Consider the following 25,310-nt stretch of genomic DNA (forward strand, 5'->3'; position numbering starts at 1 on the left):
TTACGCCAGCTCCACAGACCTGACATCCCGCCAGCCCGGCGGTAGGCCCGGCCAGCTTGGTTATCGCCGACCAGACGCCATACAAACGACCACTTGCCTGCGGGTGGTTGGGGGGGGAACGCCGATCCGCCTTGGCGGCGCATCGGCTTTCCCTGCCCTGCTCCGCAGGAGTCCGCTTCCTTCCCCGCCTGAAGGCGGGGGCATCCACGGAGGAATCCCGATGAGCCGCGCGGGGCCATGCCCGAGGGCCACCGTCCCTTGTCCTGCCACGCCGCCGGGGCGGGTCAGTGCGCCGCGGTGTCATCTCCGGTCGTGAGCCGGGCGGGCGGGGCCGCGGCCGGAAGGTCGACCCGGAGCAGCGCGCCACCGCGTGCGGAGCGGGCGACGGTGGCCCGGCCGCCGTGGGCGTCGACGACCCGCTGCACGATCGACAGCCCCAGACCGGATCCCGGTAACGCCCGGGCGCTGTCGGCACGGTAGAACCGGTCGAACACCCGCGGTACGTCGGCGGTGTCGATGCCCGGCCCGGCGTCGTCGACCTCGAGCACCGCCGACGCGCCCTCGGCCCGGAGCCGGACCTGGACCGGCTGGTCCGCAGGGGACCACTTTCCGGCGTTGTCGATGAGGTTGAGCACCGCCCGCTCGAGGGCAGCGGGACGCCCGCTCACCGACACGGAGGTCACGTCGAGCGCGACCTCGATGTCGGGCATGCGGGAACGCGCCCGGGTCGCGGCGGCCACCACCACGTCGGCGAGGTCGAGCACCTCGGTGCTCTCGTCGCTGACGTCACCGCGCGCCAGGTCGGTCAGCTCGGCGACAAGGGTGCTCAACTCGTCCACCTGGGCGCCGACATCGTTGAGCAGCCGGGTCCGGCTCTCCGCCGGCAGTGCGCTGTCCAGGGTGCCGCGCCGATCGAGCCGGATCAGCAGCTCGGCGTTGAGGCGCAGGCTGGTGAGCGGGGTCTTGAGCTCGTGGGCGGCGTCCTCGGCGAGCAGCCGTTGGGCTCGCCGGGAGTCCCGGAGCGCGGCGAGCATGTCGTTGATCGACTGGATGAGCCGCCGGATCTCCCCACCGCCCTCATCCGGGATGTCGGCGTCGAGATCCCGGGTGTGCGCGACGCGTACCGCGGCGGCGGTCAGCCGGTCGATCGGTGCCAGCCCGGTCCGCGCCACGGTCCGCCCGACAAGGGCGCCGCCGACCACGCAGAGCAGCCCGATCAGCAGCATGCCGAACCCGAACCGGTTGATCGGGCTGTCGTCGACGGCGCGGGCCACCTGGACCGCGCCGTCGCCCGCCCGCAGCGTGTAGATGATGTAGCCGTCGTCGTCGCTGTCGTTCGACTCCATCAGGTCGGCCGACTCGCCCTGCGCCACGCGCCCGGCGTGCTCGCTGACCGGGGGCAGCGGGGGTTGGCCGGCCGGCGTCCGGGTCGAGCCGTCGGGCAGGATGACCCGCACCAGCCGACCGGATCCGGGATACGGCGGTAGCTGGACCTGCGACAGACCGGCGCGCTCCGCGTTCGCCGCCAGGACGCGGGAGTCGGCGCGTAGCTGATTCTCGGCGGAGTCCCGCAGCTCCCAGTCCAGTAGCTGGCTGGCCACCTGGAAGGCCACGAACACGCTGACCGCGATGGCCGTCGCCGCGATCACCGTCAGCCTGGTCCGCAGGGACCGCCGGCGCCACCATCGGGTCAGCCGGCGCGGTTCCCGGACGGCGGGCTTTCTCATCGGGATTCCTTCGTGGATACCCCCGCCTTCAGGCGGGGGAGGAAGCGGACTACTGCGGAGCAGGGCAGGGAAAGCCGATGCGCCGCCAGGGCGGATCGGCGTTCACCCCCAACCACCCGCAGATAAGTGGTAGCTTCTGTGGCGTCTGGCCGGCGATAACCAAGCTGGCCGGGCCTACCGCCGGGCTGGCGGGATGTCAGGTCTGTGGAGCTGGCGTAAGACTGCTGGGCGTACCCACGTCCCTTGCCGTTAGTTCGGGGCAGCTGCTGTCTGAGAAGCAGAAAGCTCAACCCGCGAGGGAAGAATCTCCCTGCTTCAGCCGGGGGAGAAGTCAACAACTGGACGATGCGCCGGTCGAGGTCGGCCCGCCAGCGTGCCGACAGCGTGGCCCACTCCTGCCAGGTGGGCGCGCAGCTCGCCGATGGTCAGCTCTTTGGACAGCGGGGTGGTCATGGGCACAACGCGGTCTCAGAAAAAGCTCACCCAGGTTCAACTCCGCCGGCCCGGCCTTTCTTTCACTCCTCTTGCATTGTCTGACGAACCCCTTGACATATCGGTTGTCCCTCGCCTTGACAGCCGCTGTCCGTCGGCAAGAGACTCGCCCGGGGAAACGTGGGACGCGGAGATTCCTCCGCCCGGCAGAACGAAAGCCCGAGCCGTCGAACAGGATTGCGGAACACGGTATGGGGAAAAGGGGAACGGGATTATCCGCGGCCCATTGTCGCAGCAGTTCAGGGGTGACTTCCTCCAGAAGTCGCACGCGCCGTTCGCCTGACTCCGTGAGAATTCCCCGGGTCTGCACTTCCCATTCCGGTCGGCAGTGCCGTGAGTGCGCGCTCGCCGATCCGTATTCCGGTTCCAAGGGCGCAGGAGAGGTGATCCGTGACCCGCAAGATCGAGGAGAAGTCTGGCGTGGACCAGTCCGAGGCCCTGCTGTCCGAGCTATGCCAGCCCAATTGCGCCCCGCCGACGCGCGGTCGTCCAAGCCTACCTGCGGGCCTTCAGCCAGCACCGCGCCGACATGCGCTTCGCGCGGCTGCTGCCCGCCCGGCTGGCACAACTCGGGCTGCCCTCCGGGACCTGAACCTGCGCCCACCGGGCCCGAGACCGGGCCGGTACGAGACGGAGCTGATACGCCGCCACATGGAACTGCAGAGCCGGCCGCTGGTCGACAACGGCCGGGTGAGCACCCAGGAGATGGCCGAGGTCATCACGGCCTGGTCGCACCGAGACGCGGGACGTCACGGCGCTGCTGTTCTCGGCCCGGGGGCGACGCCCCGAGGCGTGATCCGATCGGCACCGATTGACCTCAACTTGGGTTGAGGTTCTACGGTGGCGAGCACAAACCGCGACCAACCCCAAGTCGCTTGAGGAGACGGAGAGGTGCGCCCCGAACCGAAGGTGAACGGACAGAGCACGCGAGGCAGCCGTGGTCAGGCAGCCGTACCAGTGCTCGCCGGCACACTCACGATCATGGCCGGAGCAGTGGTGTCGCCCGCGACACCAGGCATCCGCTCCGCTTACGCGGGCACGGCCGACGTCGGTCTGCTGGCCAGGATGATCATCAGTGCCCACGCGCTGGCGATCGTGCGCTTCGCTCCGTTCGCGGGTGCCTTCTCCGAGCGCATCGGAGGCAAGCGCGCCCTGGCGACCGGCATGCTCGCCTTCGCGCTGGGCGGCACCTCGGGCTTCTACCACCGCGCTCATCGGGATTCCTCCGTGGATACCCCCGCCTTCAGGCGGGGGAGGAAACGGACTCCTGCGGAGCAGGGCAGGGAAAGCCGATGCGCCGCCAGGGCGGATCGGCGTTCACCCCCAACCACCCGCAGATAAGTGGTAGCTTCTGTGGCGTCCGGTCGGCGATAACCAAGCCGGCCGGGCCTACCGCCGGGCTGGCGGGATGTCAGGTCTGTGGAGCTGGTGTAAGACTGCTGGGCGTACCCACGTCCCTTGCCGTTAGTTCGGGGCAGCTGCTGTCTGAGAAGCAGAAAGCTCAACCCGCGAGGGAAGAATCTCCCTGCTTCAGCTGGGGGAGAAGTCAAGGTCAGCCCCACGTCATCTCGCCCTTGGCGACCTTCGCCCCGATCTGGGCGGCGATGAGCATGCCGTGGTCGGGGTGGCGCTCGAGCAGGGCCTGGGTCAGGGCGGCTGCGTCGGGGGCCTTGCCGAGCTCCTCCTCGAAGGCGAGCAGGTAGTCGCGGGTGGCGGTGATGGCGGAGGCGTCCGCCGCCGTGCCGGGCAGGCGGTGGCCGGGGACGACCAGCTCCGGCTGCAGGGCGGCCATCTCGTCGAGCAGGTCGATCCAGGCGGCGCGGTCGTCGGGGGTGGGGGTGTCGGCGACCCAGACGTGCTCCTGCTGGAAGAGCAGGACGCCGCCGAGCAGGGCGCGGTGTTCGGCCTGCCACAGGTAGTGGCGGTCGGGCAGGGGTGCGGGGCCGCCCCTGAGCTCGAAGCGGTGGCCCTCCAGGGTGAGGTCGCCGGTGAGCGGGGTCAGGTCCACCAGACGGGTGGGCAGGTTGGTGCCGAGGGCCTGCCACGCCTTGAGCTTGCCCTCGTAGGAGTGCTGGATGTGCTCGATGACGGTCGGGGTGGCGTGGAAGACCGCGTCGGGGAAGGCGTCGGCGATCACTTCGGCGCCGAAGTAGAAGTCGGGGTCGCCGTGGCTGACGAAGACCGTGGTCAGTGTCTTGCCGGAGTCGAGGATCTCGGCGGCCAGCCGGTGGCCGTCGGCGCGCGTGAACGCGGCGTCCACCAGCAGGGCCTCGCTCTCGCCGGTGACGAGGGTGGCGGTCTTGTTCTTGCTGCCGGCCGGGAAGTCGAGGTCGAGGACCTTGAAGTCGAGCGTGCTCATGGAGGGCTCCTGGTTTCGGGGGGGAGTGGGCTCAGACGACGGGCTCAGAAGACGGGCAGGGCGCCGAGGTGCGCCAGGCGCCCGTCGACCTCGTCGGGGGTGGCGCGTCCGAGCGCCAGCGTGGTGGCGCGGCCGCCGTCGACGGCGAGGAGGGTGGGGAATCCGGTGACGCCCAGCTCGGCGGCGCGGTGGAAGTCGGCTTCGGCCTCCGCCTGTGTCTCCGGGGCCTCGAAGGCGGCGACGACGGCGTCGGCGTCCAGCCCCGCCGTCTCGGCGAGCCGGCGGTAGGTGGCCGGGTCGGACAGGCTCAGCCCGTCGACGTAGAAAACGCGCTGGAGGGCCACGGCCAGTTCGGCCGCGCGGCCTGGAGCGGCCTGGCGCAGCGCGGCGACACCGCGGGCGGCGGCAGCGGAGTCCATCACGAAGGAGCCCTCGGCGGCCAGCCGCTGGTAGGCCTCGCCGAACTCGGCGCCCGTCACTGCGCTGATCTGCTGGTTGGCGCGCTGGATGTGGCCGAACGCGCTCAGCGGCTGGCGGCGCCCGCCGAGGAACAGGCCGCCGGAGACGACCTCCACCGGCAGTTCGGGATGGCGGGAGGTGATCTCGTCCAGCGTCGCGGAGAAACCGTGCGACCAGCCGCAGTAGGCGTCGAACACGTAGATGAGCTTCATCGTGGACCTCGGGAGGGTGCGGCGCCCGCCCGGTGCGGGACGCTCACCCTCGCCAACATTATCTGACGTGTCAGATAATTCAATGCGGCGCACCCGGATCCCGGACGGCTCGCCTCAGGGTCTCCGGGCCTCCGGGCCTCGGGGGCTCGACGCCTCAGGGCAGCAGGGGCAGGGCGTCGCGGGCCGCGTGGCTGATGATGCGCAGGTTCTCCGCGAAGCGTTCCCGCTCGGCGGCGGGCAGGGGGTCGAGAAGGTACCGCCGGATGTTCTCCACATGCAGCCGGGAGGCACGTACGGCGGTCTCCTCGCCCCGGGGAGTGAGGTGTACGAGACGTCCGCGCCGGTCGTCCGGGTCCGTGACGCGGCGCACCAGACCGGCCGCCTCCATGCGGTCCACCAGGCGCGTCGCCCCGCCCGTGCTGAGCACCTGCTCCTGGCTGATGGCCCGCATCGACAGCCCCGGCTCACCGGCCCGGCCCAGGATCAGCAGAACCTCGTACATCAGGTGGCTGATCCCGCACTCCCGCTCGATCTCCCGGCCCAGGATGTACTCCAGCCTGTTCGCGGCGCCCTGGAGGCGTCCGAAGGCCAGGACCAGCTCGTCGTCGGCCGCCTCCTTCGCGGTCCTGATCTCTCTCTGCCCGCCCTGCCCGCCCTGCTCGCCCACGGCACCTCCGTACGTTCGTTCCGACGGAACCTACCCTGCACCGCTCCCGCAGTGGCCCGGGGCCTGCGGAAACGTACCGACTCGCTAGGACGCGGGCGGCCGGACCCAGGGGGACGCGGATGGTGCGAGGGGAACCGCGGGGTGCGGGCTCCGCCGCGCCGACCGGCATCGACGTCGCCCGGCGGGCCGGCGTCTCGCCGAAGGCCCGCGCCGCGCGGACGCTCGCCTCGGGGCGCACCCGCTCCATCGGCGTGGTCACCCTTGGCACCGCCCTGTACGGACCCGCCTCCCTGCTCATCGGCATCGAACGCGCCGCCCGTGACGCCGGTTACGCACTCCGCGTGGTCAACACGCTCGAAGGGGACTCCGGGGGAGTCGCCGGCGCGGTGGAGTCACTGCTCGACCAGGGTGTGGACGGCGTCGTCGTGTCGGAGCCGATCGACGAGGGAAAGGTGTCCCTCAGCGTCGACGTGCCGGTCCTGGTCCGGGGCGCGCCGGCCGAGTTCGGCGGGCCCCGGGCGGTGGCCGCGGGCGTCGGCGCCGAGTCGCTGGCCCGGGTCGCCACCGAACACCTGCTGGACCTCGGCCGCCTGACGGTCCATCACCTTGCCGGTCCGCAGCGGTGGTTCGCCGCCCGCGACCGGCTCGCCGGCCGGCGGGCGGCGCTTGCGGCACGGGGCAGTGAGCAGCCGCCCGTCCTCACCGGCGACTGGTCGGCCGCCTCCGGCTACGCGGCGGGCCGCGAACTCGCCCGGGCCGGCGACGCCACCGCGGTCTGAGCAGCCAACGACGACATGGCCATGGGCCTGCTCAGCGCCCTGACCGAAGCCGGCTTGCGCGTGCCGGAGGACGTCAGCGTCGTCGGCTTCGACGACATCCCCGTCTCCGGCTATGTCACACCCCCGCTGACCACCGTGCGCCAGCCGTTCGACGCCGTCGCCCACGAAGGGCTGCGGCTGCTGGTGCAGGCCATCGAGAAACCGGACGCGGAACCGGCACCGGTGAGCGACCCGCCGGTCGAACTCGTCGTCCGAGCCTCCACGGCACCGCCCATCGACAGGGCCGAGCCCCGCGGCCGGCGTACGACCGGCCGACCGCACGCCGACGCACACGCAGCCCCGGCGCCGGACCACCCGCCCGCCCCGGACTGATCCGCACCCGGCGGGGGCCCGAGGCCGCCACTCCCGCGGGAGCCTCGCAGCCCGCCGGCATCGTCCCCCTGCCGCAAAAGAACCCCGCCTTCTGCGTGACGGTGTGCCTCAGCGCCAGCCGAGTTCCGGGGCGACGTGGGTGAGGATGCTCTCGATGACGTGTGCGTTGTAGTCGACGCCGAGCTGGTTGGGCACCGTGAGCAGCAGGGTGTCGGCGGCGGCGATGGCCTCGTCCTCGGCGAGCCGTTTGACGAGTACGTCGGGTTCGGCGGCGTAGGTGCGGCCGAAGACCGCGCGGGTGTCGGCGTCGAGGTACCCCACGTGGTCCTTGGAGTCGCGTTCCCGGCCGAAGTAGGCGCGGTCCCGGTCGTCGACGAGGGCGAAGACGCTGCGGCTGACGGAGACCCGGGGCTCGCGTTCGTGGCCCGCGGCGCGCCAGGCCTCGCGGTAGGCCTCGATCTGCTTGCGCTGCTGGACGTGCAGCGGTTCGCCGCTCTCGTCGTACTTGAGGGTCGAGCTCTGCAGGTTCATGCCGAGCTCGGCGGCCCACACGGCGGTCGCGTCGGAACCGGACCCCCACCAGATCCGCTCCCGCAGTCCCTCGGAGTACGGCTCGATCCGCAGCAGCCCCGGCGGGTTGCCGAACATCGGGTTCGGGTTGGGCTCCGCGAACCCTTCGCCCTTCAGCACCTCCAGAAGCACCTCGGTGTGCGCACGGGCCATGTCGGCGTCGGTCTTGCCCTCCGCCGGCCCGTACCCGAAGTACCGCCAACCGTCGATGACCTGCTCCGGTGAGCCCCGGCTGATCCCGAGCTGGAGCCGCCCGCCGGAGATGAGGTCGGCGGCGCCGGCGTCCTCGGCCATGTACATGGGGTTCTCGTAGCGCATGTCGATGACACCGGTGCCGATCTCGATCCGGCTGGTGCGGGCACCGATGGCGGCGAGCAGCGGGAACGGTGAGCCGTGCTGCCTGGCGAAGTGGTGGACACGGAAATAGGCACCGTCGGCGCCCAGCTCCTCGGCGGCGACCGCCAGGTCGATCGCCTGCAGCAGGGAGTCGGCGGCGGACCGCGTCTGCGAATGCGGCGACGGCGTCCAGTGCCCGAACGACAGAAAACCGATCTTCTTCATAGTTGGTTCAACGTTCTACGACCGAGTTCATTCCGGGCGCGCGTGACATCAAACGGAGAGCGCGGGGATCAGCTCGGCGGCGATGCGCTCCGCGAGCGGGGCGGGATCGCCGAGCGGGGTGAACAGGACGAGGCCCGCGCCGGCGTCGATCACCTCGCGGACGCCCGCCACGCACTCGTCCAGGGGCCCGGCGATCGCGGCGGCCTCGATACGGGCGATCCGGCGACCGTAGACACGGGCCAGTCCGGCGTTGGTCCGCTCCCGTGCCCGTGCTGCGTCCTCGTCGATGTCGATGTAGACCCGCTTGGCGACCGGGAAGTCCGGCCTGCCCGCCTTGGCCGCCTCCTCGGCGACGAACGCGACCTGCTCACGGAACGCGGCCGTGGTGGACGATCCCGCGCCGAAGAACCCGTCCCCCAGCCGCACCGCGCGCCGCAGCGCCGACTCGCTCGATCCGCCGAACCACAGCGGCGGATGCGGCTTCTGGAGCGGCTTGGGTTCCATCGCGGCGTCCTCGAGCTGCCAGAACTCGCCGTCGAAGGTGACGCTCGGCTGTGTCCACAGCGCCTTGACGAGGTCGATGCCCTCGGTGAACCGCGCCAGGTAGCGGGCCTTGTCCATGCCGAACGCGGCGAACGGCCGGTTCGGGCCACCGGAGCCGACCCCGACCTCCAGCCGGCCTCCGCTCATCTGGTCGATGGTCGCCAGCGCCTTCGCGAAGTGGACGGGCTGGTGGAGTGTGCTCACGAAGACGGTCGTCCCCAGCCGCAGCCGGGTCGTGCACGCGGCGGCGTAGGTCATGGCCTCCATCGGCGACAGCACCGCCCCGGTGCCGAGTGGTGACTCCTGCGCCCAGACGCTGTGGTACCCGAGGTCCTCGGCCCGGGCGAGGTACGCGCGGAAGGCTCCCGGATCGAACTCGCCGTCCAGGTAGAACTGGGGGATGGAGATGGCAAAGCGCATGCCTCCAACGTATCGATGAACCCTGTCAAAGGCGGCCTGGTCCGGGAAGCGCGCGGACAGGGCCCTCCGGCCGGCGGTGACACCGGCCGGAGGGCCCTGTCGGGATGAGGCTCCGTCGGGAGAGGCTCGGTCAGCCGTCGGACTCCGACGACGGGAGGTAGGCGCCGGGTACCGCGTTCGGCGCGTAGACCTTCTTGTCGCCCGGGTACGGCTTGGTGAAGTTGTGCGTCTGGTACCAGGTGTAGCGGTTCATCTGCTCGGGGTTGGCGTAGTCAGGCACGGCGTTCGGGCCGGTCAGGCGCTGGTGCGAGGCCCAGGCCTTCCACTGCGCCGCGACCGTCTGCGCCGCCTCCGGCACCGCGGTGGTCGTCGGCGCGGCGGCCGCCTGCTTGTCCTGCGCCGCCGGGGTGTCCGAACCGCAGGTGGGCTGGGGGCTCACGCCGAGGGTCAGCGAGGTCCGGTTGGGCACCGCCGTGAACGGGGTGTTGTTCGCCTTCGGGGTGAAGGCCCCGTACATCGGGGTGGCCGCGCTGTCGAGCTGGTTCATCGGGTGGATGCCGAGGATCTGCTCGATGGTGCGGACCATCGTGATCTGCGAGTAGTAGTGGTTGTCGACGGTGCCGTGCTGGGCGTACGGGCTGATGACCTGGACCGGCGCACGGTGGCCGTCGACGTGGTCGAGACCGTTCTGCGAGTCGTCCTCGACGACGAAGATCGCCGAGTCCTTCCAGTACTTGCTGTGCGAGATCTCGTCGACCATCCGGCCGACCGCGAGGTCGTTGTCCGCGACCTCGGCGGAGGCGTTCGCCGGGCCGCCGGTGTGGTCGTTGGAGAACCAGAACATGTTCAGGTTCGCCGGACCGTTCTTCTCGAAGTCCTGCTTCCAGATCTGTTCCTTGTAGATGTCCGGGACATCGAGGTCGAACAGCGGGAAGCCCTGCACCGCCACCTTGTTGAGCGACGGGATCGCCGAACCGGTCTTGATGGGGTACTGGGTCTGCGCCCCCGTCGCGGCCATGTTCTTGCTGTCGCAGTACAGGTTCTGCCACGTCGCGCCGGCCGGCTTGGACTCGATCGACTGGAACTCGCCGAAGTCCTTGACGGACTTCCCGGCCGCCTGCGCCCCGGTCCAGATGAAGCCGGTCTTCTGGTGGCCGAGAACGTCGTCCTCGGTGTCGTAGCTGCGCGTGTACTCGCCGGCGGAGGACTCGGTGTACTCCGGGTTGTCCGACTGCATCAGCCAGTTGTGGCCCTCGGCGGAGTTCGTGCCGACGTCGTAGAAGTTGTCGTAGAGCCCGAACTGCTGGGCCAGCGCGTGCTGGTTGGGCGTCACGTTCTCGCCGAACGTCGTCAGCGAGGAGTTGCCGTCGCCCTGCGGCAGGTCGCCGAAGACCTGGTCGTAGGTCCGGTTCTCCTTGACCAGCAGGAAGACGTGCTTGATCGTCGAGGGGTCGCCCAGGCGCACCGGGACCGGCAGCGGCCTGGCGTGGCCCTTGCCCTTGGCGGTGAGGACCGAACCGGCCGTCCAGCCGTTCTGCTTGAAGACGTTGGCCGTCTGCGAGCGGACGACCTTGTCGTCGGGCAGTGTGAACTGCGTCAGGCTCGACGTCGTGTCGTGGGTGTTGTGGCCGCTGGCGGTGGTGGGGCGGCGGGCGTCGATGCCACGGGTGTTGGAGACGATCACCTGCTTGCCGACGGTGGTGATCCCCGAGGGGAAGTAGTCCGTGGGGAGCAGGCCGACGTAGCGGGCCGGCTGCTGCGCCGAGGTGTAGCGGTAGACGGCGACGGCGTTGGCGCGGCCGAGCGTCACCAGCAGGCGGCCGTCGTCGGTGAGTGTCACGGCGTTGGGCTCGTACCCGACGGAGGCCTCCGGCCACGGCTGGGTGGCGATGGTCTGGACGACCTTGTCCTTGGCCGCGTTGATGACCGAGACGCTGTTGTCGGCGGTGTTCGTGACGAACACGGTGCCCTTCTTGGCGTACACCGCGGTCGGGTGCAGACCGACCTCGATGCTGCCGACGGCGGCCGACGGGTTGGACGTGTCGATGACGCTGACGGTGCCGGTGGTGGCGGCGCCGGTGTCGGGATCGGCCGGCACCTGGGTGCCGTAGGAGTTCATGGTGGTCTCGCCGGCCTTGGCCGGGCGCCCGCCCTCGTTGCTGACGTAGAGCTTGCCGCCCACCAGGGCGAGTCCGCGCGGGGCGTTGCCGACGGCCCAGCTCTGCTTGATGGTTCCGCTGGCCGCGTCGATGGCGACGACCCGGTTCTGGCCGTTGACCGCCGAGTAGACGGTGGAGCCGTCGGCGGAGAAGACGGCCGCGCCCACCAGTGCGTGCTTGGTGCCGTCGGCCTGGATGGAGACGGTCACCGGGTTGGCGAGGGTGCCGTCCGCGCCCACGGTGAACTTGGTGTAGCCGTCGGCCTGGCCCAGCCACAGCTGCGTGCCGTCGGGCGAGTACGTCGGGCCCTCCTGGCCGACGGAACCGGTCTTGATGCGCAGGTCGTCCGCCGCGTTGGTGCCGACCTTCTGCTTCACCTGCCCGGTCGCGAGGTCCAGGACGACCAGCGAGGCGTCGCCGTCGGCGATCGAGGCCGCGAGGTGGGTGCCGTCCGGGCTGACCGTGGACGACATGATCTTGCCGTCGTTGATGACGGTGCGGTCGCCGTACGGCTTGATGTACTGGTCGCTGGAGATGACCTGGCCGTCGCGGGTGACCTGGGCGACCTGCTGGGTGCCGAACTGCCACGTCGAGGCGACGGCGGTCCCCGTGACGCCGAGTGCGACGGTGATGCCCGCCGTGACCAGGAGGGTGCGCCGGCCGACGCGTCTGCCGAAGAGGCTGACCTGCTCTTTCTCGTTAACCCGGCGCAGCCGTGTTACCTGCATGGACTTATCCCTTCGAGGTGGTGTCGAGCAGTTCGACGTTGCCGTCGAACTGCCAAAGGGGGTTCGGGGCGTCCCCGGTGGGGGTACGGACGAGGAAGTAACCGTTGACTTCCTTCGGTCCGTCGCCGTCGGCCACGAACCGCCCGTCTGAGGCGACGTCGAGCTGGTAGATGGCCGTACCGGCCACCGCGACGTCGGGGAGATGCCAGGTCACGACGCAACGCCAGTCGTTGCCCGCGCCTTCTTGAGCGCCCTGGCCGTCGCTCTTGGTGCACGCCGCCGTGGTCCGCAGCTTCGCCTCCGTGACGGCGGGGCGGTGCAACTGCCGGGTCTGCAGCCGGTAGAGGTGGGCGAACGCGGTGGCCACCGAACGCTGGACCTTGTCCTGCTCGATGCCGGAGCCCATGGACGGGGTCGCCACGGCCACCACCGCGACGGTGACGGCGGTGAGGGCGGCCAGGGGCAGCAGCCCGACAGTGAGAGCGCGGCGACCGGCGCCGTCGTAGGCCAGGTTGGTGAAGTCCCGCCGCAGGAACAGCAGATAGGCCAGTGCCGTCGCCAGCACGGCCCACACCAGGCCGACCGCGACGCCGATCAGCAGCGGGCCGAGCTGGGCCGGGCTGGTGAACAGGCCGTTCCAGGAGATGAAGGCGTAGCCCGGCAGGGCGAGGCGTACGGCGACCGGCAGCGGCAGCATCTGGGCGACCTGCATGCCGAGGGCGACCAGCGGCGGCAGCAGCAGGCCCATCGGGGAGCGCCCCAGGGCCACCGATCCGAGCAGGCCGATCGCGGCGAGTGCCAGGGTCGGGGCGAGGGCGCACAGCCACGCCAGCAGGACCCGGCCGGCCGCGTCACCCGGTGTCAGCAGATGGCCGTCGAGGCCGACCAGTGGCTGGTTGCCGACCGACGCCAGTCCGCCGATGACGCTGGAGCAGACGAGCCCGGCCACCAGCAGCAGGATGACGGTGAGGCTGGCCAGCGACTTCGCCACGAAGATCCGGCGGGGTGAGCGGACCGCCACCAGCAGATGCCGCCAGGTCCCCAGCCGGTCCTCGGCGGCGAACACGTCACCGGCGACCACCGACGTCAGCAGCGGCAGCGCCCAGGTGCCCGCGAAACCGAGCATCACCAACGGCCCGGCCCACCCCGTGGCATGCATCCAGCGGCCGAACAGCGTGTCGGACGGCAGCGTGCTCTGCCGGCTCACCCCGGCCACGAAGAGCGCCGGCGCGATCCAGCAGGCGAGGACCAGCAGTCGGATCCGCCACTGCGAGACCAGCTTCACCAACTCGAAGCGGTAGCCGCGCGACAGCGGCACACGGCGGACGATGGCAACGCTGTCTTCGGCGATGGCCGTCGTCATCGGCCGTCCTCCTGACGCTCGGTGAGGGCGAGGAACGCGGCCTCCAACGGCGAGACGACGGGCGCCAGTTCGCGCACGGCGACACCCGACCGCACGAGGTGCGCCACCAGTTCGTCGAGCGCGGGCACCAGGGCCCGTACCACCAGCACCTCGGCGTCCTGCCGCATCCCGGTGTCCACGACGACCCTGATCCCGTCCGTGTCGTCGGCCAGTCGGCGCGCGGCGCGCGGATCGGAGGTGCGCACCCGGTAGTCGAGTTCGCGGTTCTCTGAGGCCAGCTTGTTCAGCGGCCCGGAGAAGACGACCCGTCCGGTGGCGAGGATGGTCACCTCGGAGCACAGCGCCTCGAGGTCGTCCATCCGGTGACTGGAGACGACCACACTGGTGCCGTCCGCGGCGAGCCGGGTCAGAACCCGGTGCACATGTCTTTTGCCGGACGGGTCAAGGCCGTTGGAGGGTTCGTCGAGCACCAGCAGCCGGGGCTTGGTGAGCAGGGCGGCGGCCAGACCGAGCCGTTGCCGCATGCCGAGGGAGAAGCCGCGGGCCTTGTCGTCGGCGACGTCGGTGAGCCCGACCTGGTCGAGCACCTCGTCGATTCCCGCCGTCCGTGCGTCGTGGCCCCGGAGTCGGGCCAGCGCGGCGAGGTTCTGCCGGGCGGTGAGGGAGGGGTAGAGGCCGGGGCCGTCCACGAAGCCGGCGACCCCGTCGGGAACGGCGAGCGCCCGCTCCACCGGCGTGCCGAGGATTTCCAGCCGGCCGCCGTCGGCGACGGCCAGACCGAGCAGAAGTCCGAGCAGTGTCGTCTTGCCGGCGCCGTTCGGCCCTACCAGGCCGTGGATCTGACCCTGCGTCATATCGAGGTCGACGCCGTCGAGTGCCACGACATCGCCGAAACACTTGGTGATGCCGCGCGCCCGGACCGCGAGAAGTGCGTCCATAGTCCCCTCTTCCCAAACCCCCAGGAAACCTAGGGACGTCACACAGCGCGGGCGAGGGACCAGGGTTGAACGTCCAGGGAACGGATCGTCAAGTGATTGGCAAGTACATGAGTACGAAGCACTCGCATCGGCTCAGAATCGGGCAAGGGAGTCGGCCGCAGGGCGTAGGGCACCCGATGGGCGGACACTGGGAGATATGACGCACGAGCCCGGTCAACCGTCCCGCCGAGCCGTACTGCTGGGCGTCGCGGGGTGTGTCGTCGGCGCGGCGGGCTGCGGCAGCGGCACGTCCCACACGGCCCCCCCGTCGACCCCCACCCCGTCGGGCGCCTCACCGTCGGGCACAGCCCCGGCCGGTCCGCCCACGTCTCCGCCGCCCACGACGCAGGCCGCCGCCCTGCCCCGCACGACACTCTGGCGGCCGACCTCCGCGGAGATCACTCCGACCGCCAAACTCCGCGCGGTGCGGCTGGTCGAGGCGATCGGGGCGTGGCCGCAGGGCGGGGGCGGCGCGGGCGCGGCCAGGACGCGGGTGGCCGCGCTGAGGCTTCCCGCCGGGTTCGTCGCCCAGGCAGGCCCTCTGCTGCCGGACGCTGACGCCGCCGTCGTGCAGGTGGTCGACGCCCAGTACGGCGGCATCCTCACCGACTCCGCCAGCGTGCTGGTCGTCTGCCGGCAGTGGACGCGTCGGGGCGGCACGGTCGGCGCCGGCGGTACGACGGTGGACGTACGGCTCACCCGCGCCGCCTCCGGCTGGACGGTCACCGTCCTGCACCCGGCGCAGCCCGGGGCGGCCGTGTCACCGCTGCCGAGCCGCGTCCGCGCGATCCTCGCCGACTCCCGCATCGAACTGCCGCCCGCCGCCCGGGCCGATCTGCGCAGCGGCCGCATCCACGACAGTGTCCTCACCGCGATGCGGCAGTTGGCGGGCGCCTATCGGATGTACGTCAGCGTCGTCCGCTCCGGACATCCCCTCGATGTCTTCGGCACCAGCCGCCCCAGCGACCATCCTCGCGGCCGTGCCTTCGACGTGTGGCGGATCGACGGCCACGAGGTGGTCGACCCGGCCACGCCCCGCAGCCTGATCGACCGCTTCATGAGGGACGCGGCGGCGGCCGGCTCCCACAACGTCGGCGGCCCCGTCCAGCTCTCAGGCGGCTCCAGGCCCGACCAGTTCTTCAGCGACCACACCCACCACGACCACGTCCACATCGGCTTCGACAACTGAGCGGACGTTCTCAGGACCGGCCCACTTCGTGCGGCTCTGCCACGGCGGGCTCGCTCTCGGCCGGCGTGTCCTTCGGCTGGTCGGGTCCGCGCAGGCGGTGGGTCAGCGACAGCGCCACCGGCTCCGTGTAGCGGGCGGTGAGCGGGCCCAGGATCACCAGGATCAGGACGTACGCCGTGGCGAGGGGGCCGAGCGAGGGCTCGATGCCGGCGGTGACGGCGAGACCGGCGATGACGATGGAGAACTCCCCGCGTGCGACGAGCGTGCCGCCCGCCCGCCAACGGCCCTTGGCGGAGATGCCGGCCCGGCCTGCCGCCCAGTAACCGGTCGCGATCTTCGTCGCGGCCGTGACGACGGCCAGGGCGAGGGCCGGGAGCAGGACCGGCGGGATGCTGGCCGGGTCGGTGTGCAGGCCGAAGAAGACGAAGAAGACGGCGGCGAACAGATCACGCAGCGGGGCCAGCAGGTTGTGCGCGCCCTCGGCCACCTCGCCGGAGAGGGCGATGCCGACGAGGAAGGCGCCCACGGCGGCGGAGACCTGCAGTTGCTGCGCGAGACCGGCGACGACCAGAGTCAGCCCGAGGACGACCAGCAGCAGCTTCTCCGGGTCGTCGTTGGAGACGAAACGCGAGATGTGCCGTCCCCAGCGCACCGCGACGACGAGGACGAGCCCCGCCACCCCGAGGGCGATGCCCAGGGTGAGACTGCCCGCCGCGATCCCGGCGCCCGCCAGCAGCGCGGTGACGATCGGCAGGTACACCGCCATGGAGAGGTCCTCCAGCACCAGGATGCTGAGGATGACCGGTGTCTCGCGGTTGCCCAGCCGCCCGAGGTCGCCGAGCACCTTGGCGATCACCCCGGACGACGATATCCAGGTCACCCCGGCCAGTACGACGGCGGCGACCGGCCCCCACCCCAGCAGCAACGCCATCGCGGCGCCGGGCAGGGCGTTGAGGGCGGCGTCGACGAGACCGGCCGGGTACTGGGTCTTGAGGTTGGAGACGAGATCGCTGGCGGTGTACTCCAGGCCGAGCATCAGCAACAGCAGGATCACACCGATCTCGGCGCCGATGGCGACGAACTCCTCGCTCGCGCCCAGCGGCAGCAACCCGCCCTCGCCGAAGGCGAGTCCGGCGAGCAGATACAGCGGGATGGGGGAGAAGCGGAAGCGTGCGGCGAACCGGCCCAGCAGCCCCAGGCCGAGGATGATGCCGCCGAACTCGATCAGGAAGCGTGCGGAGGAGTGCATACCGCTCACTCCCGCCCGAGTATCGCGGCGGCCGCCTCGACGCCCTCACGGGTACCGATCACGATCAGCGTGTCGCCGCCCGCCAGCCGGAAGTCCGGGGTCGGCGAGGGGATGGCCTCGGCCCGGCGCAGCACCGCCACGATGGAGGCGCCGGTGGCGGTACGCATCCGGGTCTCACCCAGCAGGCGCCCGTTCCAGTACGAGACGGTGGACAGCTCGATCCGCTCGGCCACCAGGCCCAGTTCGGTCGTGGACAGCAGGTTCGGGCTGTGGTGCGTCGGCTTCATGGCGTCGACCAGTGCCTCCGCCTCGCCCGCGGTCAGCCGCACCGACAGCGCGCATGCGTCCGGATCGTCCGTGCGGTACGCGCTCACCGTGCGCGTACCGTCCCGGTGCGCCACCACCGACAAGCGACGCTGCTCGCGCGTCGTGAGGTCGTAGCGGACCCCGATCCCTGGCAACGGCGTACTGCTGAGGCGTGGCGTACCCACGACCGACCCCCTCCGACTTTGACATCTCTTTGGGAAACCTTGAACCTCACCCTACGGGGTGAGGTTCAAGGGGCCGTGCGGCGGCTTCGGTTCAGCGGGCGTGGGGGCCGATCGTGAGGACGCCCAAGAGCCTGGGGCTGGTGGCGTTGTCGTACAGGACGTCACCGTCGGACTTCTTCCAGATCCTGATCCGGAAGCTGTCCGGGGTGTCGGCGGCGGTGACGCGGAAGGCGTAGCCGGACGTGCCGTTGACCGTGCCCGATCCCTCGTACACGCCCCGGTCACCGGTGACCACGAGCCAGTCGGAGGCGGTCGAGCGAAACCTCAGTTTCGCCGGGCCGAACTCGAAGGACACGTACCCGGTCGGGACGGTGGCCCGCTTCGGGTAGTGGGCCGTGAGGAAGAAGGCGGCCTTGCCGGTCAGGTCGGGCTTGGCAGGGTACGCGCCGGCGGGGGAGGTGAAGATCCCGGTGCCGAACACGGAACCTGCCTGGCGGTCGTAGGTGATGAGTTCGGGAAGCGTCCAGCTGTCGGAGCCGCCGTCGTCGTCCGTCACCGTGATCACCGGGCGGCGTATTCCGGGCTTGGCGTAGGTGTGTTCGGCCCGGCAGCCGGCAGCGGTGACCGTCCCGGCCGTCGGCTTGCCGCCGTCCTTCCAGTCGACCGTGCAGGTGTGGGTGTCGCTCGTCCCTGGGTCGTCGAACCGGGCCGTGACGACCGCCCGTTGGCCGACCGGCACCGCGGTTCGCGGACCTTCGGCGGAGATGACGGCCGGTACCGCGTTGGCCACCGTGACCCTCGCCGTGTCGCGGCTGCGCCCGCCGGTCAGGGTGACCGTGTAGGTGCCGTCGTCGGTGCAGGTGACGGTGGTCCTCGCGGCGGCGGGGTCGGCGAAGGTGCAGGGTGCCCGCTGCTCGACCGTCCACCGCGCGCTGCCCGCACCGGAGACCGAGCCGCTCAGCGCGATCGCGTCGCCCTCCGCACCCCCGGTGTCCTCGCCCGCGTGCACGATGGTCACCGGGTCGATGCTCGTCAGGGTGGGGACGACCGGTGTGATCAGGCCGTCGGAGTCGAACTCCAGCTTGTCGACGGTCGTTTCGCGGTGTGTGCCGTCGCCGCCGGGGATGGCGAAGCGGTGGTAGGCGATGTACCAGTCGTCGGTGTTCGGCACCTGGACGACCGAGTGGTGGCCGGTGCCCTTGATGCCCAGGAAGAGGTCCTTGGAGAGGATCACGCCCCGCTTGGTCCAGGGGCCGGTGGGGGAGGGGCCGGTGGCGTAGGCGACGCGGTAGTTCTCGTCGCGGGTGTCGTTCTCCGACCACATGAAGTAGTAGGTGCCGTTGCGCTTGATGACGAAGGAGCCCTCGTTGTAGCCGCTGGGCGTGATGTCCTTGACCTTCGCGGTGTCCAGCGAGGTCATGTCGTCGTTCAGCGGCACGACGTACGCGTGGCCGTTGCCGAAGTACAGATACGACCGGCCGTCGTCGTCGGTGAAGACCGCAGGGTCGATCATCTGGCCGCTGAACTGCCCTGCTTTCAACAGCGGCTTGCCGAGCGCGTCCTTGAAGGGGCCGGTCGGGGACTCGGCGACCGCGACACCGATGCTGGCGTCGGCGCAGAAGTAGAAGTAGTACTTGCCGTCCTTCTCCGCGATCGTCGGCGCCCAGGCCCTGCTGTCCGCCCAGGAGACGTCGGGGCCGAGGTCGAGGATGACGCCGTGGTCCGTCCAGTGGACCAGGTCGGTGGAGGAGTACGCCTTGAACTGCGTTCCGCTCCAGCCGTCGTAGCCGTCGGTGGTCGGGTAGAGGTAGAAGGTGTCGCCGAAGCGGACGATGTTCGGGTCGGCGTTGAGGCCCGGCAGAACCGGGCTCTTCATGACGAGCGCCGTGACCGTCCAGCCGCGCTTCCTGCCGTCGGACCCCGTCACCTCGTACGTCACCGGCTTGCTGAAGTCCTGCACGCTGCCGGAGGCGGGGCTGATCGCCGCGCCGTGGGCGAGGGTGAACTCCGGTGCGAGGGAGGTGAGATCGGTGCCCTCCTTCATCGGCAGCGTGATCCTGCCGTCCGCGTTGTCGACGATGGCGTCGACCTTGAGGTCCGGGTGGGAGACATGCGCGATCCCCGTCGTGTTGCCGCTGAGTTCCATCACCTCGGCGGCCGACAACGCCCGGTCGTAGATGCGGAAGTCGTCGACCTCGCCGCCGAAGTACGGGTCGGCCGCGTACAGCGACCGGCCGATGTAGCCGGTGTAGTCCTTGTTCGCGTCGTACAGTTCGGACGGTTTGATGCTCGTCGTCGTACGGGCCGCCTCGACGCCGTCGACGTAGAGGACCATCGTGCCGGTCGGGCCGTCGAGGGTGACCGTGACGTGCCGCCACTGGCCGGGCGTGAGCTGTGAGCCGGCCGTCAGCTTCGACTCGGCCGACCAACTCGCCTTGGTGATGGCCGAGTAGAGGCTGGAACCGCCGTTGGAGGGCGTGGCGAACAGGTACTTGTCGCTGTCCGGTCCGAGTCCGAACAGCCACTGGAAGGCGTTTCCGCCCTGCCACTTGGCGTACGTCGACACGGTGACGCTGTCGGCGTCCTTCAGCACACCGTTCGGGATCTTCACGTACGGCGAGTCGGAGGCGCCGGACATCCTGAACGAGCCGCCGTCGACGCCGGTGCCGAAGGCGGGCGTGCGGACGTACGTGCCGTGGTGGCCGTGTCCGCTGGAGTCGACCGCGATGCTGCCGGACGTCTCGTCGAAGCCGTAGTGCAGCAGCAGGTCGGCCGGGACGTCCGGGCCCTCTTCCGACACCGTCACCCGGGCCTGGACCGGGATCGCGGCGCCGTCGGGCAGACTCCCCGTCACGGTGAAGGTGCCGGCCTGGGCGTACCGCGACTCCGGCACGTCCTCCCAGGAGACGGCGACGGGGCGTTTGACGCCGTCGGCATAGGTGGCGATCACCGTGGCCGGCAGGACCGGTCGTTCACCGATCCGCGTCTTGACCGGCACGTCCTCGACGCTCTCGACCAGTTGGTCGGGCTGGTAGGCGCGCAGCAGCCGGTCGTACTCGGCCTGGGTGACCGGCAGGACGGTGCCGTGACGCGGCTTGGCCGGCAGGTCGTAGCCGGTGACGGGGGTCCAGGTGCCCGCGTCCAGATCGCTGGTCTCGAACGGGATGTAGCCGCGCCCGCCGAACTCGTCCAGGAACGCGTACCACTTGTCCTCGGTGTTCGACTTGAAGACCAACGGCCCCTCGGCGGCGCTCATCACACCCTTGCCGATCCCCTCGGCGACCGGACTCCACGAGCCCAGGATGGAATCGCTCTTCTCCTCGAAGACGAACTTGCTGTTGGGCGTCGAGGAGGAGTTGTTGCGCTCGTCCTTGGAGAGACGGTAGTACGTGCCGTCCTTCTGGATCATCGTGGAGTCGATGACGGACCAGCCCCGGTCGATCCAGACCTTGGGCTCGCTGAAGGTGTGGAAGTCGCGGGTGGTCGCGTACATCATGCGGTTGTACGTGTCGCCGGTGTGCCCGGGGTTGTCGTACAGCTTCGATGCCCAGAAGACGACGTACTCGCCGAGCCTGCTGTCGTAGAACGCCTCCGGTGCCCAGGTGTTGCCCGCGCTGTCGGGGGAGACCTTGACCAGGCGCTGGTTCGTCCAGTGCACCAGGTCGGTGGACTCCCAGACCATGATGGACTTGCTGCCGCTGCGCTGGGCGGCGTCCCAGTCGCCGTTGCCGTAGATCCTCAGGTCGGTGGCGATCTGGTAGAACTTGTCGCCCTCGGGGGAGCGGATGATGAACGGGTCCCGCAGGCCCTTCTCGCCGAGTGTCGAGGTCAGCACGGGCTTGCCGTCGTTCAACTCCCGCCATTTCAGCGGGTCGTCGCCCTTGCTCAGCGCCGCGTAGAGCTGCTCACCGTCCGCGGTTCCCTCGCCGGTGAAGTAGCTGAACATGTAGCCCTTGAGGGCCTGTCGCGCGGGGAGTTCGGGGACCTTCGCGGTCAGGACGCGGGTTGTTCGCGCCTCGCCCTTGGTGACGGTGGCGGTCAGTTCGACGGTGGTGGGACCGGCGCCGTGTGCGGGGCGGTGCACGACGCCGTCGGCGGACACGACGTCCGGCGTGCCGGAGGACCAGGAGACGCGGGTGCCGTACGAACCGGTCGTCGGGAGCGACAGGTTGCCGCGTACGTCGTCGAGGTTGTGGACGGTGAGGTCCTCGGCGGCGTGCTCGGTGGCCGTCCGGTCGTCGAAGTCGGGCAGCACCGTGACGTCGAAGGACTTGGTGTCGCTCACGGCGCCCTTGCGCAGGGTGGCCGTGAGCCTCGCGTGGGCGGCGGGTTCGCCGGCGGCCGGGCGGGTCACCTTGCCCGTGTCGCTCACCACGCCGGTGTCGTCGCTGGCCCAGCCGATCGTGGAGCCGCCGGCCGCCCCGGTCCTCGGCAGGTCCAGGTCGGCGGTCACGGCGCCGGTGCCGCCGAGGCTCAGCGCGGCCTTGTCGTCGGCGACGCCCCGGGTGGCGACGGGGAGGGCGAGCCGGGCGACCTCGGAGGCGCCGAGGGCGCGGTCGTAGACGCGGAAGTCGCGGACGCGGCCCTTGAAGAGCTTGTCCCCGGAGTAGAGCGACTTGCCGATGTAGTTGGCGGTCGTGGTGCCCGAGCCGATGGAGCCGGGCGTGATGGTGACCGAAGTGTTGCGGCCGACCTCGACGCCGTCCTCGTACAGCACCCCCGTGGAGCCGGCCTGGGTGTAGGTGAGGTGCTTCCACACCCCGCGGGTGAGGTTGTGCGCGTCGGCGGGCTTGGTGGTCTGCTCCGTCGACCAGTTGCCGGTCGCGATCGAGGTGCGCAGGGAGTTGCCGGTGGTGAAGAGGTAGCCGTTGCCGTTGCTGCCGCTGGAGTTGCCGAAGCCGTAGAGGAAGTACGGCGTGGACTGCGCGGAGTCGATCAGCACGTCCGTCGAGACGGTGATCGCGTCCATGCCCTTCATGACGTCGTTCGGCACCTTGATGTAGGTGTCGGAGCCGTTGAAGGCGAGTCCCTGACCGGTGGCCGACCAGTCGGCGGTCCCGCTCACGGTGCCGTCCCGGCCGTTGCCGGAGGCGTCCGGGACGGTGCTGCCGGAGGCCGCGTCGAGCTTGTACCAGAGAGCCAGCCCGTCGGTGACGTCCGCGCTTTCCGCCGCGTGGGCGGCAGAGAGCGGTGCGGTGAGGCCCAGGAACAGCGACACGGTGGTCAGACCGGCGAGCCGGCCGGCCCGGCGTCTGACACGGGTGCGCCGGCGTGCGAGGTACGTCATGGTGGGGGTCCCTTGCGGAGGCATGGCTGACGGAGGGAGCAAGGCAGGGGAGGCCGGCCGGGAACGGGCGCCTCGGCCGGGAGCGCCTGATCGTTTCGGCTGGGTGACGTCGTGTTGCGAGAGTGTCAATCGAAGGTCATGCCACCGTCAAGAGGTTTCGAACGATGTCCGACAGGCCGAACGAGCCTTGCGTCCGGGCCTCAACTGTGGGACGTCCGAAGGGGGTTGCCGTCGGTCTTGCCGCTCAGCTCCAGCCGAAGCGTCGGTCCACGACTGCCGAGAACTCCTCCAGCGTCAGGACCGCGTCCCCGTTCTGGTCGGCGGCGTCGAAGAGGGCGGAGGAGGCGTCGGCGTCTCCCAGCGCCCAGAACGGCAGGTCCCCCGACGCGGCGAGCGTGGGGCCCTTGCTCCTCAGCGCGATGATCACCTCGTCGCGGGTCAGGGTCCCGTTGTGGTCGAGGTCGAGCGCCTCGAACAGCTTGCGGGCTTTCTCGCTCATGGTGTCCTCTCGTCGCCTCTCGGGAACGAGAACGCCGGGTCCGCCGCCCTGGTTCCCTACAGCGCCCGGGCGACGAGCAGGGCGACGTCGTCGTGGTCGTCGGGGTGGCGCAGGCCGTAGAGCAGGAGGTCGCAGGTCTCCTCCAGGGGGCGGTGCGGCTCGTCGAGGAAGCCGAGCAGAGTCTGCAGACGGTCGTCGATGGAGTGGTGCCGGGTCTCGACCAGGCCGTCGGTGTAGAGGACGAGCAGATCGCCGGGATCGAGGCGGGTCGTGGTGGTCTCGAAGGTGATGCCGCCGACACCGAGCGGTGCGCCGGAGGGCAGGTCGAGCAGCTTCGGGGCGTGATGGGGGCCGGCGAGTGCGGGCGGCATGTGGCCGGCGTTGGCGAGCAGGCACTGGCGGGTGTGGGGGTCGTAGACGGCGTAGAGGCAGGTGACGATGTAGTGCTCCAGGTCGCAGGTGATCTTGTCGAGGTGGCGGAGCACGGAGCCGGGCTCGAGATCGAGGTCGGCGTAGGCGCAGGTGGCGGTGCGCAGCCGGCCCATGGTGGCGGCGGCGTCGATGCCGTTGCCCATGACGTCGCCGACGACGAGCGCGGTCTTGTCGTCCTCGAGCGGGATGACGTCGTACCAGTCGCCGCCGACCTCGCTGGTGGCCTGGGCGGGCTGGTAGCGGGAGGCCAGCTCCAGCCCCGCGTGCTGCGGCGGATGATCGGGCAGCAGGCTGCGCTGCAGGGTGAGGGAGGTGTTGCGCACGCTCTGGAACCAGCGGGCGTTGTCGATGGCCACCGCCGCCCGCCCGGCGAGCTCGGCGGCCAGCACGACGTCGTCCTCGTCGAACGGCAGCGGATTGCGGGTCCGTTTGAGGTCGAGCGCGCCGAGCACCTCGCCGTGGGCGATCAGCGGTACCGCGAGGTACGAATGGACGCCCGCCCGGGCCAGCAGCGAGCCGGCCTCGGCGTCCCGCGCGATGCGCGGCAGGTCCTGTTCGCCGACGTGCCGCACCAGGACCGGGCGGCCGCTGTGGACGCACAGGGTGACCAGCCGGTCGCCCTCGTAGGCCGCCAGTCCGCCGGGCGGGTCGGCGGCGCGCAGGGCCACCGTCGGATGGGCCGCCTTGAGCGCGAGGGCGCGGAAGAGCTCGGGTCCGTCGTCCGGTCTGCGGGAGCGGCGGCAGGCCAGCGCGGAGTCCAGGACGTCGACGGCGACCACGTCGGCCAGTTGCGGGACGGCGATCTCGGCCAGCTCCCGGGCGGTCTCCTCCACCTCCAGCGTGGTCCCGACCCGCACCGAGGCGTCCGCGATGAGCGCGAGCCGGCGCCGCGCCCGGTCGGCCTCGGCCGCCGCGCGGTGCCGCTCGGTGACGTCGACGACCGAGGCGGCCGCGCCCAGGACCCGGCCACCGGGGTCCTCCAGCCGGTAGAACGACATGGACCAGGCGTGTTCGTGCTCGGGGTCGGTCCGCGGACGGCCGACGTGGTACTGGTCCAGCAGCGGCGTGCCGGTGGTGAGCACCTGGTGCAGCGCGGACTCGATGGTGTCGATGTCCGGCAGCGGCAGGGTCTCCCGCAGGCCCCGGCCCACGTGCTCCTCGGCGGGGACGCCGTCGATGCGCTCCAGTGCCGGGTTGACCAGCAGATAGCGCAGGTCGGGGTCGAGCAGGGCCAGGCCGATGGGGGACTGCCTGATCAGCCGGTCGCACAGGGCCAGGTCGGTCTCGACGCGCTGGAGGAGTTCGTGGTCGGCGGCGATGCCCAGCGCGTAGACGTCCCCGAGGTCGTCCTGCAGCCGCATGTTGCGGAACTCCATGACGCGGGTGCTGCCGTCCTTGTGCCGGATCGGGAAGGCGCCGGCCCAGCTCCGCCCGGTCCGCAGCACCTCGGTGAACAGTCTGACCACGGCCTTGAGGTGCTCGGGGTGGATGAACAGCCGCGCCGCGTAATTGCCGAGCGCCTCCTGCGCGGTGTACCCGAACAGTTCCTCGGCCTGCGGGGTCCAGAACACGATGCGCCCGTCGGCGTCGACGACCGTGGCGGCCACGCTCAGGAGGTCCAGCAGACTGGTCGGCGCCGGTGGGTCGACGCCGGTCGCATCGTCGTCCGGCGCGAAGGATTCGGCAGTCATCCGGCAAGCACCTCCACCGTTCCGCAGGATCCGGCGACCCTTGCCGGCGTCGTCGCACGCCCGGTTTCCGACCAGCGGTCCTTC

16 protein-coding genes and 1 pseudogene are annotated in these 25,310 nt (G+C 70.7%); 3 read left to right on the plus strand and 14 right to left on the minus strand.

Features of this window, described 5'->3' with window-relative positions; genetic code table 11:
• Positions 1–284: 284 nt before the first annotated feature.
• Positions 285–1,727 carry a HAMP domain-containing sensor histidine kinase gene (locus ACWCQ1_RS44825; RefSeq protein WP_451029203.1) on the minus strand — a complete coding sequence of 481 codons (1,443 nt, stop codon included), beginning with the start codon at positions 1,725–1,727 and terminating at the stop codon, positions 285–287.
• Between the two features lie 1,473 nt (positions 1,728–3,200).
• On the opposite strand from ACWCQ1_RS44825, the gene ACWCQ1_RS44830 reads away from it, so the two are divergent.
• Positions 3,201–3,560 carry a hypothetical protein gene (locus ACWCQ1_RS44830; RefSeq protein WP_451029204.1) on the plus strand — a complete coding sequence of 120 codons (360 nt, stop codon included), beginning with the start codon at positions 3,201–3,203 and terminating at the stop codon, positions 3,558–3,560.
• A 211-nt stretch (positions 3,561–3,771) separates the two neighbouring features.
• Here the strand turns inward: ACWCQ1_RS44830 and ACWCQ1_RS44835 are convergent, their stop codons facing one another.
• The 3 genes from ACWCQ1_RS44835 to ACWCQ1_RS44845 form a co-directional block, all read right to left on the minus strand.
• Positions 3,772–4,578 (minus strand): MBL fold metallo-hydrolase, encoded by an 807-nt coding sequence (locus ACWCQ1_RS44835; RefSeq protein ID WP_358607360.1) that lies wholly within the window; start codon positions 4,576–4,578, stop codon positions 3,772–3,774.
• A gap of 44 nt (positions 4,579–4,622) precedes the next feature.
• Entirely contained in the window at positions 4,623–5,249 is a 627-nt protein-coding gene (locus ACWCQ1_RS44840; RefSeq protein WP_451029205.1) for a DsbA family protein, read from the minus strand.
• A 154-nt stretch (positions 5,250–5,403) separates the two neighbouring features.
• Positions 5,404–5,916, minus strand: a complete 513-nt coding sequence (locus ACWCQ1_RS44845) for a MarR family winged helix-turn-helix transcriptional regulator (RefSeq protein ID WP_358607366.1) — start codon at positions 5,914–5,916, stop codon at positions 5,404–5,406.
• Positions 5,917–6,035: 119 nt separating this feature from the next.
• Here ACWCQ1_RS44845 and ACWCQ1_RS44850 point away from each other — a divergent pair.
• Positions 6,036–7,067, plus strand: a pseudogene (locus ACWCQ1_RS44850) (substrate-binding domain-containing protein).
• 108 nt (positions 7,068–7,175) lie between these two features.
• Here the strand turns inward: ACWCQ1_RS44850 and ACWCQ1_RS44855 are convergent.
• The 5 genes from ACWCQ1_RS44855 to ACWCQ1_RS44875 form a co-directional block, all read right to left on the minus strand.
• Positions 7,176–8,198: an LLM class flavin-dependent oxidoreductase gene (locus ACWCQ1_RS44855; protein WP_358607369.1), complete on the minus strand. Its 1,023-nt coding sequence runs from the start codon at positions 8,196–8,198 to the stop codon at positions 7,176–7,178.
• A 48-nt stretch (positions 8,199–8,246) separates the two neighbouring features.
• A complete protein-coding gene (locus ACWCQ1_RS44860; RefSeq protein WP_451029206.1) occupies positions 8,247–9,161 on the minus strand; it encodes an LLM class flavin-dependent oxidoreductase in 915 nt (304 codons plus the stop codon).
• A gap of 130 nt (positions 9,162–9,291) precedes the next feature.
• Positions 9,292–12,048: a bifunctional YncE family protein/alkaline phosphatase family protein gene (locus ACWCQ1_RS44865; protein WP_358607375.1), complete on the minus strand. Its 2,757-nt coding sequence runs from the start codon at positions 12,046–12,048 to the stop codon at positions 9,292–9,294.
• A 4-nt stretch (positions 12,049–12,052) separates the two neighbouring features.
• Positions 12,053–13,411: an ABC transporter permease gene (locus ACWCQ1_RS44870; RefSeq protein ID WP_358607378.1), complete on the minus strand. Its 1,359-nt coding sequence runs from the start codon at positions 13,409–13,411 to the stop codon at positions 12,053–12,055.
• The gene (locus ACWCQ1_RS44875) at positions 13,408–14,349 is read right to left on the minus strand and encodes an ABC transporter ATP-binding protein (protein WP_451029207.1); all 942 of its coding nucleotides are present in this window, start codon (positions 14,347–14,349) and stop codon (positions 13,408–13,410) included. Before ACWCQ1_RS44875 ends, ACWCQ1_RS44870 begins: the two co-directional genes overlap by 4 nt.
• A gap of 196 nt (positions 14,350–14,545) precedes the next feature.
• Between ACWCQ1_RS44875 and ACWCQ1_RS44880 the strand changes: the two genes are divergently transcribed.
• A complete protein-coding gene (locus ACWCQ1_RS44880) occupies positions 14,546–15,577 on the plus strand; it encodes a hypothetical protein (protein WP_451029208.1) in 1,032 nt (343 codons plus the stop codon).
• A gap of 10 nt (positions 15,578–15,587) precedes the next feature.
• Here the strand turns inward: ACWCQ1_RS44880 and ACWCQ1_RS44885 are convergent, their stop codons facing one another.
• The 5 genes from ACWCQ1_RS44885 to ACWCQ1_RS44905 all read right to left on the minus strand — a co-directional run bounded on the left by ACWCQ1_RS44885 (position 15,588) and on the right by ACWCQ1_RS44905 (position 25,226).
• Positions 15,588–16,826, minus strand: a complete 1,239-nt coding sequence (locus ACWCQ1_RS44885) for a cation:proton antiporter (protein WP_451029209.1) — start codon at positions 16,824–16,826, stop codon at positions 15,588–15,590.
• 5 nt (positions 16,827–16,831) lie between these two features.
• Positions 16,832–17,317: a cation:proton antiporter regulatory subunit gene (locus tag ACWCQ1_RS44890; protein ID WP_133047671.1), complete on the minus strand. Its 486-nt coding sequence runs from the start codon at positions 17,315–17,317 to the stop codon at positions 16,832–16,834.
• Positions 17,318–17,408: 91 nt separating this feature from the next.
• Positions 17,409–22,604, minus strand: a complete 5,196-nt coding sequence (locus tag ACWCQ1_RS44895) for a family 43 glycosylhydrolase (protein ID WP_451029210.1) — start codon at positions 22,602–22,604, stop codon at positions 17,409–17,411.
• Positions 22,605–22,848: 244 nt separating this feature from the next.
• Positions 22,849–23,103, minus strand: coding sequence for an EF-hand domain-containing protein (locus tag ACWCQ1_RS44900; RefSeq protein WP_133047673.1), 255 nt, complete (start codon positions 23,101–23,103; stop codon positions 22,849–22,851).
• 56 nt (positions 23,104–23,159) lie between these two features.
• Positions 23,160–25,226 (minus strand): SpoIIE family protein phosphatase, encoded by a 2,067-nt coding sequence (locus ACWCQ1_RS44905; protein WP_358607390.1) that lies wholly within the window; start codon positions 25,224–25,226, stop codon positions 23,160–23,162.
• Positions 25,227–25,310 lie beyond the last annotated feature (84 nt).

The organism is Streptomyces sp. NPDC002144 (assembly GCF_053593695.1).